We start from the raw sequence: 13,213 nt of genomic DNA, 5'->3' as shown, positions 1-13,213 counted from the left end.
TATGACAATTAAAGTTGGAATTAATGGAATGGGTAGAATTGGTCGAATGGTAGTTCGATCAATTATAGAAAGCCAAGATAAAAAAATAAAGATACAACACATAAACAATAGATCAAATTCTGAGACTACTTGTACATTAATAAAATATGACTCAATTCATGGTAGATTTTATGCTGATTTAGATTTTGATGAAAATCACTTAATAATAAATAATGAAAAAATTACATTTTCACAGGAGTCTAATATTGAAAAAATAGACTGGAAAAAATTTGATGTTGATTATGTTTTTGAGTGTACAGGAAAATTTAATTCTAAAGAAAAACTTTTAGCTCATATTAAAAATGGAGCAAAAAAAGTAATAGTATCTGCGCCATGTAAAAACGCAGATAAAACAATTGTATTTGGTGTAAATGAAAAAGATATAACCAGTAAGGACCAAATAATCTCAGCCGCATCATGCACCACAAACTGTTTGGCTCCAGTTGTACACACACTAAATGAAAATTTTGAAATTGAAAAAGGGTTTATGACTACCATTCACGCATTTACTAGTGATCAAAGAATTTTAGATAATTCTCATAAAGACCCAAGAAGAGCAAGATCAGCGAGTCAATCAATTGTCCCAACATCTACTGGTGCATCAAAAGCAATTGGCGAAATAATTCCTAGCTTGAAAGGTAAATTAGAGGGAGTTGCAATGAGAGTACCTACCCCAAATGTTTCACTTGTAGAATTAGTTTTCTGTACAAAAAAAAATATCAACAAAGAAAATATAAATCAATCATTTGAATTAGCATCAAAAAATAATCTTAAAAATGTATTAGAAATCACTCATGAAAAATTAGTATCAATAGATTTTAATCATAACCCTGCATCTGCGATTGTTGATGGATCTCTTACCAATGTTGTTGGAGACAATATGGGTAAAATTTCAGCCTGGTATGATAATGAATGGGGTTTTTCAAATCGTATGTGTGATATTGCAGAATTTATTCATCAAAATTCTTAATGCAAAGTGTTTCCAAACTAACCAACCTACAAGGAAAAAAGGTTATTTTAAGATTGGATTTAAATGTCCCTCTTAACAATGGTGAGATAACTGATACAACGAGAATAGACAAAGTTCTTCCAACAATCGAATTTTTATTAGAGCAAAATTCAAAAATAATAATCTTATCTCATGTTGGTCGACCTAAAGGAAAAGTAATTAAAGATCTTTCGTTAAAACCAATTCAAAAAGATATAGAAAAAAAATTAAATGAAAAAATAAAACTTATTGAACAAAATATTTATGAGATAAAAAAAGATATGCTTGATAATTTTAATGAAAAAATTTTATTAATTGAAAATATTAGATTTTATCTAGATGAGGAAAAAAATGATACTAATTTTGCAAAACATTTAGCAAGCTTAGGTGATATTTATGTAAATGATGCTTTTTCATGTTCACATAGAGCACACGCATCTGTTTGTGAAATTTCAAAATTTTTACAATCTTTTTCAGGGTTACAATTAGATTTAGAGATTAGTGCATTAAAAAAAATTACATCTAGCATAACTAAACCAGTTACTTGCATAATAGGAGGATCTAAAATTTCTACTAAAATTAATATTATAAAAAACTTAATTTCAAAATTTGACAATATAATAATTGTAGGCGCAATGGCGAATAACTTAATTGAACACAATGGATACAATATTGGAAAATCTCTTAAAGAAGAAAATGTTAATTCTATAGTTAATGACATACTCTCATATTCAAAAGAAAAAAATTGTAATATAATTTTTCCAGAAGATGTAATAGTGGCAAATAATTTAAATGGTCAGCCTAAAATTAAAGAATTGAATCAAATTAAATTAGATGAAATGATTTTGGATATAGGTCCAAAAACTATTGAAAGTATATGTAATATTATTGATAATACAAACACCATATTATGGAATGGTCCTGCTGGATATTTTGAAAATCCTAATTTTGCTAATGGAAGTACCGCAATTGCAAAAAAAATAGTTGAAAAAAATAAAGAAGATAAAATTTACTCTGTTGTAGGTGGTGGAGATACCGTTTCATTAATTAATTCTTTAAATGCTGTTAAAGAATTTAATTTTGTTTCAACCGCAGGTGGAGCATTTTTGGAATATCTTGAAGGAAAAGATCTTCCTGGTATAAGCGCTTTAAATTGATATGTCAGAACTAAATAAAATAGCTCTTAAAATACTTCTAAATGGCAAAGGAATACTTGCTGCTGACGAAAGTAATGGAACTATGACAAAAAGACTTGAGGCTGTTAATGTTGAATCTACGCCAAAAAACAGACTCGCTTTTAGAGAAACCCTTTTTAGTTCAGAAAGTATGAAAGATTGTATCGGCGGTGTGATATTATACGATGAAACGATAAACCAAATTTCAAATTTAGGTAAATCAATTCCTGAATTAATCTATGCTAGTGGAGCATTACCAGGAATTAAAGTAGATACAGGTGCAAAAAATTTAGCAAACTCTCCAGATGAAAAAATTACAGAAGGGCTAGACGGGCTAAGAGAAAGATTAAAAAAATACTATGAGCTTGGTGCAAGATTTACAAAATGGAGAGGTGTTTATTCAATCAGCAATAACTATCCAAGCAGGATTGCAATTCATTCTAATGCACATGCTCTTGCAAGATATGCCGCATTAGTTCAAGAATGTGAAATGGTTCCTATAATAGAGCCAGAAGTTTTAATGGATGGTGATCATTCAGCAGATGAGTGTTTGGAAAAAACTTCAGAAGTTATAGAAAAGTGCTTCGAAGAATTAATTTTACATAAAATTGATTTAACAGGGATCATATTAAAACCAAATATGATTTTAGCTGGAAGTAATTCAAAAAATAAGATCTCTAATGAAGAAGTTTCAGACAAAACACTTGAATGTCTTAAAAAGACAGTACCAACAGAAGTACCGGGAATTGCTTTCTTGTCAGGGGGTCAATCTGAAGTTGAGGCAACAGAAAATCTAAATTTAATAAGCAAAAACAATAATACAAATTTTATAATGACCTATTCATATGGTCGAGCTTTACAACAAAGTGCACTTAAATTTTGGTCTAAAGACATCACTAAAACCAACGAAACACAGGATGTATTCAATCATAGAGCCAGAATGTGTACTTTAGCTGCTCAAGGAAAATGGAAAAACGATCTTGAGAATAAATAAAAAAAAATTTATTTATCTTATCTCTCCAAATAAAATAACAAAGAATTTTTACCAGATGCTTAATGAGGTATTAAAATCAGGTAAAATAAGTTTTTTTCAAATGAGATTTAAAAAATACTCTTTTAAAAAAAAATTTTTGATAGGAAAAAAAATTAAGCAATTATGTAAAAATAATAATGTAAAATTTATTGTTAACGATGATCCAATTCTTGCAAAAAAATTAAATGCTGATGGATGTCATTTGGGGCAAAAAGATATAAATATTCAAGAGGCCAAAAAAATAATTGGAAACAAAATTATTGGAATAACATGCCACAACTCAATTAAACTTGCAAAAGAGGCAATTAAAAATAAAGCTAGTTACATTGCATTTGGCGCTTTTTTTCCAACAAAAACAAAGAAGGCTAAATATAGATCAAATATAATTACTTTAAATAAAGTAAAGAAATTAACAAATATGCCCATTGTGGCCATTGGTGGAATAACAAATGTGAACTATAAAAAACTTTTATTGAACAATGCAAATTTTTTGGCTATCTCAGGCTACATTTGGAATAATAAAAAATACAAACCTACTGAAGCTATAGAAAGTTTAATATGAAAATAAATGCAAGTGAAATTAGAGTTGGAATGCTCTTAGAATATAAAAATGATCTTTGGCAAGTTCTAAAAACACAACATGTAAAACCTGGAAAAGGTGGTGCATTTGCACAAGTAGAAATGAAAAGTGTTGGTAAAAATACTAAACTAAATGAAAGATTTAGATCTAGCGAAACTGTAGAAAAAGCATCACTAGATGAGAACAAATATAATTATATGTATGAAGATGATGCTAATTATTTTTTTATGGAACCAAAAACTTTTGAACAAATTGAAATTAAAAAAGAAATTATTGGAGAACAAGGTAAATTATTAACTGAAAATCTTGAAGTATCCGTAAGTTTTTATAATGAAAATCCAATTTCAGTTGAATTACCAAATCAGGTACAGTGTAAAATAGAAACTACTGATGCGGCATTAAAAGGTCAAACTGTATCTTCATCTTATAAACCAGCAACTCTAGATAATGGTTTAAATATTCAAGTTCCGCCGTTTATAGAGGCAGGAGACGAAGTAATTGTTGATACTCGAAATTTAGAGTACGTAAAAAAGATTTGAAATGATATCAATATCCTCAAATCTTAACTTGATGATTAAGGCTGCTGAAAAAGCTTCTAAATCTGTGATCAGAGATTTCGGCGAAGTGGAAAAATTACAAGTTTCTAAAAAAGGACCTTACGATTTTGTTACAAAAACAGATAAAAATGTAGAAAAAATTTTAATAGAAGAATTGTCTAGATCAAAAAAAAATTACTCTTTTATAACAGAAGAAACTGGCAAGATAAACAATAAGGACAAGGAAAATTTTTGGATTATAGACCCAATAGATGGGACAACTAATTTTCTTCACGGTATTCCACACTTTGCTATTTGTATTGCTCACATTTCTAACAATGAAATTATTAGTGGATTAATTTTTGACCCAATAAAAGATGAAATGTTTTTTTCTGAAAAAAACAAGGGAGCATATCTTAATAATCAAAGACTAAGAGTTTCAAAAAAAAATTCTACCGAAGATTGTTTATTTTCAAGTAATCATGAAGGTACAAAATTTACTGACCTAAATATGAGATGCAGTGGATGTGCAGCGCTTGATCTCGCATATGTAGCCTCTGGAAGACTTGATGGTTTTTTTCATAATAAAATTAATATTTGGGATGTTGCAGCTGGTGCTTTGATGGTTGAAGAGGCTGGTGGAATAGTTAACGAAATTAACAAATTTGATATAAAAAATATTGATATAAGAGCTTCAAGTAGTGCAATTAATGATAAAATGCTTGAAAAATTAGTTAACTTTTAATTGTTTTAAAAATTTCTTTTGCTATAAGTCTCGGCATGAAAAAAAATATTCATCCAAACTATCATACTATTAAAGTAGAAATGACTGACGGTACACAATTTGAAACAAGATCAACTTGGGGTGCTGAGGGTGATTTGCTTAAACTAGAAATTGATCCAAAATCACACGCTGCTTGGACGGGTGGAAAACAGAAATTAATGGATAAAGGTCGTATAAGTAAATTTAATAAAAAATTTCAAAACTTTAAATCAGAAAAGAAAAATTAAATGTCAAATGCACCTCTAATGCCAATGGCTACTGCCGTTTGGTTAGTAGAAAATACAACTCTAACATTTAAACAGATTGCTGATTTCTGCAAACTACACGAAGTAGAGATACAAGGCATAGCAGATGGGGAAGTTGCGAAAGGGATTAAAGCTTACAATCCAATTATTTCAGGACAACTTTCAAGAGAGGAAATAGAATTATCTTCTAAAGATGAGCATAGACCACTACAAATCAAAAGTAGTGATATTGAGATTTCAAATGATGAAAAGAAAATAAAAAAATATATCCCTCTTTCAAAAAGACAAGATAAGCCAGATTCTGCTTTGTGGCTTATTAGACAACATAATATTTTAAAAGATTCACAAATAGCTAAATTGGTTGGAATTACAAAAAATTCTGTAACTTCTATAAGAAATAAAAGTTACTGGAATTACAATAATCTAAACCCAAAAGATCCTGTAGCATTAAATTTATTTTCTCAAAAAGATCTAATAGAAGCAATAGAAAAAGCTGAAAGAAGAATTAAAAGAGAAAAAAAAGAAAAAGAAAAACAAAATAAAGTTAGTCAAACAGGTATATAATGAACAAATCTAATAGACATAAATTAATAAAAGTGATAACAAACCACTTTTTTGGAGGTAGTTATTAAAATAGAAGTTAAAGATAATAATGTTGAACAAGCATTAAGAGTATTGAAAAGAAAACTGCAAAGAGACGGTTTCTTTAAAGTTATTAAATTAAAAAATACTTACGAAAAACCCTCAGAAAAGAAAAAAAGAATTCTTCAAGAAAATATTAAAAGAGTTAAAAAATTAAATAAACTCAAGAATAGAATTTAAATATATCGCGGGGTGGAGCAGTCTGGTAGCTCGTCAGGCTCATAACCTGAAGGTCGGCGGTTCAAATCCGTCCCCCGCAACCAATTTAATTATAATTTAAAATTAGATTTTTTGCTATCTACTAAAAATGCTTTAACTGTTTCAACAGTTAGCTGATTAAAAGATTTGCCAAACTTTTCAATTTTTTCAATTAAAGTCGGTGGGATAGTAATTATATGACATCCCAATTGTTTAGCTTGCAAAAAATTATATGGTTCTCTCACACTAGCCCATAAGATTTCTACATTTTTAAATTTCTTTGCTAATTTTATACTTTTAACAAATTCTGGAATTGGATCTTTTCCAGTATCTCCTGCTCTTCCAGCAAAAATAGATATAATTACATTTGTTTTTTTATTTATTACTTTAAGTATTTTTGAAGTTTGTTTGGCTGTGTATACTGCTGTTATATTCAACTTAATATTTTTACTATTTAGCTCTTTAATAACTTTACCTGAAAATTTATTTTTTGAATTAACTACTGGAACTTTGACGTATACATTTTTCCCCCAAGTATTTATTTCTTTACCTTGTTCAATCATAGATTTTTGATCATCAGCAAACACTTCAAATGAAATTGGTTTATTTTTACACACTTTAAGTATTTGTTTGGAGTATGATTTGTAATCTTTTGCTCCAGCTTTTCTCATTAAGCTTGGATTTGTTGTAAATCCTTTTACAATTTGTTTCTTGTTAAATTTTTTAATTGAAAATAAATCTGCAATATCACAAAAAATTTTTGTATTCATCGAATCTATAAATTCTTTGTAATGTCTTCAGTCATTTTTTTTGCATCTGCAAATAACATCAATGTATTTTCTTTATAAAATAAATCATTATCAATTCCTGCATATCCAGGAGATAAACTTCTTTTAACAAACAATACTGACTTACATTTTTCCACATCTAAAACTGGCATTCCATAAATTGGGCTTTGTGGATCTGTTTTTGCGACTGGATTAGTTACGTCATTTGCACCGATGACAAATGCAACATCTGCATTTGCAAAATCGTTATTAATCTCCTCTAATTCGAATACTTCATCATATGGCACATTTGCTTCTGCCAATAATACATTCATGTGTCCAGGCATTCGTCCTGCAACTGGATGAATAGCGTATGAAACCTTAATATCATTTTTTTTTAGCGTATCTACCATTTCTCTAAGAGCATGTTGAGCTTGCGCAACTGCCATTCCATATCCTGGAACAATTATAACGGAAGAAGCATTTTTCATTAAAAAAGCTGCATCGTCTGCATTACCACTTTTTACTGGTCTTTGCTCTTTAGTTTGAGCTCCAGCTGTTAGGTCTGTAGCACCAAAACCACCCAATATTACATTAAAAAATGATCTATTCATCCCTTTACACATGATATAAGAAAGTATTGCACCAGATGATCCAACCAATGCACCTGTAATAATCAAAGCTGTATTTTCTAAAGTAAATCCTATTCCAGCCGCAGCCCAACCTGAGTAAGAATTCAACATTGAGATCACAACTGGCATATCTGCGCCACCAATAGGAATTATAATTAAAAATCCTATTAAAAAAGAAATTGCAATTAATATCCAAAATAGATTAGATGATTGTGTCGAACAAAGATAAATTGTTAATATTACAATAAATATTAACAACAAAGCATTTAATAAGTGCTGACCTTTAAAAGTTATAGGTGCACCTGACATTATTCCTTGTAGTTTTAAAAAAGCTATAACTGAACCAGAAAAAGTAATCGCACCAACAGCTGCTCCTATCGCCATTTCAATTAAGCTTGCAAGCTTAATATTTCCAGGGGTTCCGAGATTAAAGGCTGCAGGATTTATAAATGCTGAGATTGCAACAAATACTGCAGCTAAACCAACTAAACTATGAAAACCCGCAACTAATTCTGGCATTGCAGTCATAGGTATACGATATGCTATGAATGCTCCAATGCTGCCGCCAATAGCTAAAAAAATTAAAACATATATAAATCCAGAGCTAAAATTACCAACAGACAGGAATGTGACTGTTACAGCAATAACCATTCCAATTATTCCATATAAATTTCCTTGTCTTGAAGTTTCTGGGGACGATAAACCTCTTAAAGCTAAAATAAATAACACTCCTGATACTAAATATAAAATTGCAGATAAATTTGCAGACATTAATTATTTATCCTTTTTCTTTTTTTTATACATAGCCAACATTCTTTGGGTGACTAAAAAACCACCAAAAATATTAACTGCTGCTAAAATAATTGCCAAAAATCCGTAAATACTAGATGATGAAAAAACAACACTATCACCTCCTGACATGGCTGCAATTATTGCACCAACAATGATTACTGATGAAATTGCATTAGTTACTGACATCAATGGTGTATGTAATGACGGGGTTACACTCCACACAACATAATATCCAACAAATATTGATAATATGAATATACTTAATCTGAATATAAAAGGATCTATTTCCATACTACTACTTAATAAGTGTTTTCTCTATTATTTCATCCTCTAAATTAATATTTATTTTCTTATTTTCTTTATCATATAAATTAGAGATAAAATTAAATACATTTTTCGCATACAAATTAGAAGCTGATACAGGTAATTTATTTAATATATTTGCCTCCCCTAAAATTTTAACCCCATTTTTTTCAACAATTTTATCAACTTCAGTAAAAACTGTATTTCCTCCTTGAATAGCTGCCAAATCATAAACAACTGAGCCCGATTGAAGGTTTTTGAACATTTCTTCTTTTATAATTTTAGGTGCTTCTCTGCCTGGAATTAAGGCTGTGCAAATGATGATATCAATTTTTTTTAAAGTCTCAGTCAATAATTCTTCCTGTTTCTTTTTAAATTCATCTGAAGCTTCCTTTGCGTAGCCACCCTCTGTTTCTAAATTCTCAGAACCTTCAACAGTTAAAAATTTACCACCTAAACTTTCAACTTGTTCTTTAGATGCCATTCTTACATCTGTTGCAAATACTACTGCCCCCATTCTTTTAGCAGTTGCGATTGCCTGCAATCCTGCAACACCTGCTCCAACAACTAATACTTTTGCCGCAGGAATAGTTCCAGCTGCAGTCATCATCATCGGAATTGCTCTTTCATAAACTTGGAAAGCTTCTACGACAGCTTTATAGCCTGCAAGATTAGCTTGTGAAGATAGAATGTCCATTGATTGGGCTCTTGTTATTCGTGGTAACAATTCTAGTGAAAAACAGTTTATTTTTTTTGATTTTAAATTATCTAATTTTTCTTTGTTTAAAATAGCATTTAATGAACCAATCAAAGTTTGGTTTTCTTTAAATAATGACAACTTTTCTTCATCTGGTAATCCTAATTGAATAACAATATCAGAATTTTTAATTATTTCATTTTCACTATCTAAAATATTAACTCCTAAATTCTTATAATCTTCATCACTAAAACCTAAATGATTTCCATAATTATTTTTTAAAGTTAAATTAAATCCTAAACTAATATATTTTTTTGCAATTTCTGGAGTAATCGCAATTCTCTTCTCAGTATTTTGGTTTTCTAAAAGCGAAGCTAAATTCATCAAAAAATTAAAAATTTTATAGAAGAAATACTGCCATCAAAACTAGAATAGTAATTACAGCAATTGTTCCCCATAAAACAAATTTAGTAAAGTTATTCCAGGTATTTTTATGGTTTTCATTGTCCATAAAATTATTTTTGTCTTGCTTTAAATTTCGGGTTCGTTTTATTAATTACATAAACTCTTCCTCTTCTTCTAACAAGCTTGGAGTTTAAATCTCTTTTTTTAATCGATTTTAATGAGCTTTTTATTTTCATAATTTTGTACCTTCTATAAACGAAGTTACATAATCTTTCAAATTTATTCTTCCAAATCTTTGTATTATATTTTTACCCTGTGAAATCTTTGTTAGAGCTGAGGCGTACCTTTCACCAGGCCTAGATTTTAAAAATTTAATTCTAGAATTAAACATTTTAGCAACCTCTATAATAGAGTAGTATTTCTTGTGAGAAATACTGTAATGACAACATTTTTTATTTTTCCAAGCTTCATAACAAATATTAACTGTATCATTAATATGAGTAAATCTTCTGGTTTGTGATCCAGGTTTTACAACTGGTAATGGTTTTTTTTTTTTATAATTATTTTCGAATATACCAATTACAGTAGCCATATCCCCTTTTTGAATATGTCTAGGCCCATAAACATTATAAAAATAAATAATTTCAAATTTTAAATTAAACCATTTTCGTAAATTTTCCAATAATTCTAGATTTTTTGATTTAGAAAATGCATAAGGAGATAAATTTTTATCATTACCATTATTACCTAGGCTGGCAGAAGTAGCTGAATAAATTATTTTTATTCTATTATCTAAACAGAACTTAAAAACAGCTTGAGTACCAATTGTATTTGATTTGTAGCACTCATCAAACTTCAGAAAACTTTGATATATTCTAGAAAATTCTCCAAAATGAAAAACGGTAACAATTTTTTTTTTAAATTTATTTAAATATAAACTTATATTTTTTGTATTACCTGTAATGTATTTAACCCTATTTGATTCAAAATGATTTTGCTTACTACCACTAGAATAATTATCTATTGAAATTATATCATATTTAGTTTTTTTAAGTAATAATTCGATTAAGTTTGATCCAACAAAACCTGCACCACCAGTTACAACTAAAATTTTTTTTATTTTTTTTTTAATATCTTTTCCCATGCTAGAGCTGTATTAATTATTTTTTTTAATGAATTATTTTTTGGATGCCAAGAAAAAAATTTATTAAACTTTTTTGTATCAGCAATGATTTGTTCAACATCTCCATCTCTTCTTGGTCCAATTTCGTAAGGTATTTTTCTTTTTAAAATTTTATTCATTGCATTAATAACTTCAATAACTGAGTACCCTTTTCCATAACCACAATTAAAAATTTGAGATGATCCATCTTTTAATAAATATTTCGCGCATATATAATGTATGTCAGCTAGATCTGATACATGAATATAATCTCTAATTGGAGTTCCATCTGGTGTATTGTAATTTGAGCCATTCACTATTAAAGTCTTTCTTTTTCCTGTTGCAACTTCGCACGCAATTTTAATTAAGTGAGTAGAATACTTCGATATTAACCCAGATCTTAATTTTTTATCAGCTCCAGCAACATTAAAATATCTTAATATTATAAATTTTAAGTTATGGGATTTACTTTTTTTAACTAAATAATTTTCAAATTTAAGCTTACTTTCTGCGTATGGATTTATTGGTTTAATCTCATCTTTTTCTGAAATTATTTTTTTTTTTGTGTTTCCATATAATGAAGCGGTTGATGAAAATATTATTTTTTTTATATTGTGATTGATGCAATTTTCAAAAAAAATTTTTGATTTTTCAAAATTGAAGAGAAAATATTTTTTAGGTTTTTTTATTGATTCATCAACTCTTATTAATCCTGCAAAATGAAGTACAATATTAAATTTTTTTTTCTTTAAAATTTTCGAAACTTTTTTATTATTACTCACATCACATTTAAAAAAATCAGCTCTTTTATTAACTAATTTTTTTGATCCTGTTATCAGACTATCTATAACAGTTATATTATAACCTTTTTCAATCAACAAATTGACAACATGACTTCCAATATATCCTGCTCCACCAGTAACTAGTATATTTTTTTTTAACATTAATTCTGACTATATAATAATGTATTTGAAAGTGTGGATAAACATTGAAGGATCATGCCTGGCAATGTCCTACTCTTCCATATCTTAAGACAAAGTACCATCGGCGCTGAAAGGCTTGACTTCCGAGTTCGAAATGGGATCGGGTATTACACTTTCGCAATAATCACCAGGCATACATCCTTTACACATAAATATTAAGATTGTAAACCATAATTTAAATGCTTTCCAAAAAGAATTTAGTAAATATTTTACTTATCCTGGTTATTTTATCATTATTTCAATATTTTGAAATTTGGAAATTCTATCCAGTATATGGTGGAGAATTATTTCAAGATTGGAAATATATTAGCAATTATAATAATTGTTTGAAGAATGAACTTGCAAAAGTTTCCATCAATATTTGTAAAAATTTATTTGAAGTACCATTTATTTATCCAAAAATATGGCTTTATATTTCAGATATTTTAAAAAACAATTTCTATTTTTTGATCTATATACCTATTATTATTTCTTTATTTATTTTTCAATTATTAATGAAAAATAAAAATTTACTTTATTATTTGTTTGTTTTTTCACCAACTACGATTTTACTTTTTCAGAGGGGCAATAATGAGATTATAATTTTTGTAATTCTATTTATATTTGCACATTTATGTTTCTCAAAATTTAAAAATTTTTCAGTTATTCCTTTGTTAATTTCCACATGTCTAAAAATTTATCCATTTGTATTAATTTTCAAATATTTGTTTTTTTTAAAATTAAATAAAATTGTTAAATTGGTAAGCTCTTTGTCATTATTATTCTTAATTTTTACTATGACAGACGAGATAAATCTTATAAGTAAGAATTTACAACCAAATATTAAATTAGCCTATTCGTCTAATTCAATATTTCATTTAATTAATTTTAATTTCAATGAAAACATTAAAATTTTTTATTATTTTAAATATATTTTCTTAATTGCAATATTTTTTCTTCAAACAAAATTAAAAAAAAATATTCAAATTGAAAACTACAATATTGAAACAAATTTTTTCATTATTGGAAGTACAATTTTAACTACTAGTTTTTTTTTAAGTGATTCTTTTGACTATAGATTTATTTATTGCGCATATTTATTGCCATTAATTTTTACTAATTTAAAGAAAAACATATATAAAAAAATTAGTTATGCTATTTTAATTCTAATATTTTTCAGTTTGTGGTTTGAATTTCCAATTTTAATTTATTCTGAATTAATAGACTTAGATAAAATAATTCAACAAGAGGGATATATTTTAAATACAAAAAC

Annotated in this window: 18 protein-coding genes, 1 tRNA gene and 1 rRNA gene; 11 read left to right on the top strand and 9 right to left on the bottom strand. The window is 27.9% G+C overall.

What is annotated here, in order from left to right; all coding sequences use genetic code 11:
* The first annotated feature begins 1 nt into the window (after position 1).
* From gap to ACTTBK_RS00055, 10 genes are all read left to right on the top strand, one after another.
* Positions 2 to 1,009 carry a type I glyceraldehyde-3-phosphate dehydrogenase gene (gene gap / locus ACTTBK_RS00100; protein ID WP_440618061.1) on the top strand — a complete coding sequence of 336 codons (1,008 nt, stop codon included), beginning with the start codon at positions 2 to 4 and terminating at the stop codon, positions 1,007 to 1,009.
* Entirely contained in the window at positions 1,009 to 2,184 is a 1,176-nt protein-coding gene (locus tag ACTTBK_RS00095) for a phosphoglycerate kinase (RefSeq protein ID WP_440618060.1), read from the top strand. Before gap ends, ACTTBK_RS00095 begins: the two co-directional genes overlap by 1 nt.
* A gap of 1 nt (position 2,185) precedes the next feature.
* Positions 2,186 to 3,196, top strand: a complete 1,011-nt coding sequence (locus ACTTBK_RS00090; RefSeq protein WP_440618059.1) for a class I fructose-bisphosphate aldolase — start codon at positions 2,186 to 2,188, stop codon at positions 3,194 to 3,196.
* Positions 3,183 to 3,797 carry a thiamine phosphate synthase gene (thiE, locus tag ACTTBK_RS00085; protein WP_440618058.1) on the top strand — a complete coding sequence of 205 codons (615 nt, stop codon included), beginning with the start codon at positions 3,183 to 3,185 and terminating at the stop codon, positions 3,795 to 3,797. The genes ACTTBK_RS00090 and thiE overlap by 14 nt, the downstream gene beginning before the upstream one ends.
* A complete protein-coding gene (gene efp / locus ACTTBK_RS00080) occupies positions 3,794 to 4,354 on the top strand; it encodes an elongation factor P (RefSeq protein WP_440618057.1) in 561 nt (186 codons plus the stop codon). The genes thiE and efp overlap by 4 nt, the downstream gene beginning before the upstream one ends.
* 1 nt (position 4,355) lies before the next feature.
* The gene (locus tag ACTTBK_RS00075) at positions 4,356 to 5,096 is read left to right on the top strand and encodes an inositol monophosphatase family protein (protein ID WP_440618056.1); all 741 of its coding nucleotides are present in this window, start codon (positions 4,356 to 4,358) and stop codon (positions 5,094 to 5,096) included.
* Between the two features lie 35 nt (positions 5,097 to 5,131).
* Positions 5,132 to 5,362, top strand: coding sequence for a 50S ribosomal protein L31 (gene rpmE, locus ACTTBK_RS00070; RefSeq protein WP_440618055.1), 231 nt, complete (start codon positions 5,132 to 5,134; stop codon positions 5,360 to 5,362).
* Complete coding sequence (locus tag ACTTBK_RS00065) at positions 5,363 to 5,944, top strand: cell cycle transcriptional regulator TrcR (protein ID WP_440618054.1); 582 nt, start codon at positions 5,363 to 5,365, stop codon at positions 5,942 to 5,944.
* Positions 5,945 to 6,007: 63 nt separating this feature from the next.
* The gene (gene rpsU, locus ACTTBK_RS00060; RefSeq protein WP_075484443.1) at positions 6,008 to 6,202 is read left to right on the top strand and encodes a 30S ribosomal protein S21; all 195 of its coding nucleotides are present in this window, start codon (positions 6,008 to 6,010) and stop codon (positions 6,200 to 6,202) included.
* 6 nt (positions 6,203 to 6,208) lie between these two features.
* Positions 6,209 to 6,285, top strand: a tRNA-Met gene (locus tag ACTTBK_RS00055).
* 6 nt (positions 6,286 to 6,291) lie between these two features.
* On the opposite strand, the gene ACTTBK_RS00050 is transcribed toward ACTTBK_RS00055, so the two are convergent.
* From ACTTBK_RS00050 to rrf, 9 genes are all read right to left on the bottom strand, one after another.
* Positions 6,292 to 6,990: a transaldolase family protein gene (locus ACTTBK_RS00050; RefSeq protein WP_440618053.1), complete on the bottom strand. Its 699-nt coding sequence runs from the start codon at positions 6,988 to 6,990 to the stop codon at positions 6,292 to 6,294.
* Positions 6,991 to 6,995: 5 nt separating this feature from the next.
* On the bottom strand, positions 6,996 to 8,390 hold the full coding sequence (locus ACTTBK_RS00045) for an NAD(P)(+) transhydrogenase (Re/Si-specific) subunit beta (RefSeq protein WP_440618052.1): 1,395 nt from the start codon (positions 8,388 to 8,390) through the stop codon (positions 6,996 to 6,998).
* Between the two features lie 3 nt (positions 8,391 to 8,393).
* Positions 8,394 to 8,702 (bottom strand): proton-translocating transhydrogenase family protein, encoded by a 309-nt coding sequence (locus ACTTBK_RS00040; RefSeq protein ID WP_440618051.1) that lies wholly within the window; start codon positions 8,700 to 8,702, stop codon positions 8,394 to 8,396.
* A gap of 4 nt (positions 8,703 to 8,706) precedes the next feature.
* Positions 8,707 to 9,795 carry a Re/Si-specific NAD(P)(+) transhydrogenase subunit alpha gene (locus tag ACTTBK_RS00035; RefSeq protein WP_440618050.1) on the bottom strand — a complete coding sequence of 363 codons (1,089 nt, stop codon included), beginning with the start codon at positions 9,793 to 9,795 and terminating at the stop codon, positions 8,707 to 8,709.
* A 16-nt stretch (positions 9,796 to 9,811) separates the two neighbouring features.
* A complete protein-coding gene (locus ACTTBK_RS00030; protein ID WP_440618049.1) occupies positions 9,812 to 9,922 on the bottom strand; it encodes an aa3-type cytochrome c oxidase subunit IV in 111 nt (36 codons plus the stop codon).
* Between the two features lie 4 nt (positions 9,923 to 9,926).
* Positions 9,927 to 10,052, bottom strand: a complete 126-nt coding sequence (gene ykgO, locus ACTTBK_RS00025; RefSeq protein ID WP_008545413.1) for a type B 50S ribosomal protein L36 — start codon at positions 10,050 to 10,052, stop codon at positions 9,927 to 9,929.
* Positions 10,049 to 10,960, bottom strand: a complete 912-nt coding sequence (locus ACTTBK_RS00020) for an NAD-dependent epimerase/dehydratase family protein (RefSeq protein ID WP_440618048.1) — start codon at positions 10,958 to 10,960, stop codon at positions 10,049 to 10,051. Before ACTTBK_RS00020 ends, ykgO begins: the two co-directional genes overlap by 4 nt.
* A complete protein-coding gene (gene galE / locus ACTTBK_RS00015) occupies positions 10,933 to 11,922 on the bottom strand; it encodes a UDP-glucose 4-epimerase GalE (RefSeq protein ID WP_440618047.1) in 990 nt (329 codons plus the stop codon). Before galE ends, ACTTBK_RS00020 begins: the two co-directional genes overlap by 28 nt.
* Positions 11,923 to 11,978: 56 nt before the next feature.
* A 5S ribosomal RNA gene (rrf, locus tag ACTTBK_RS00010) occupies positions 11,979 to 12,093 on the bottom strand.
* 644 nt (positions 12,094 to 12,737) lie between these two features.
* On the opposite strand from rrf, the gene ACTTBK_RS00005 reads away from it, so the two are divergent.
* Positions 12,738 to 13,213: hypothetical protein (locus ACTTBK_RS00005; RefSeq protein ID WP_440618046.1), on the top strand; the 476-nt coding region annotated here is incomplete at its 3' end.

Source organism: Candidatus Pelagibacter sp. HIMB1493 (genome assembly GCF_052047995.1).
Classification (GTDB): domain Bacteria; phylum Pseudomonadota; class Alphaproteobacteria; order Pelagibacterales; family Pelagibacteraceae; genus Pelagibacter.
This window is presented reverse-complemented; position numbering and strand designations above follow the sequence as displayed.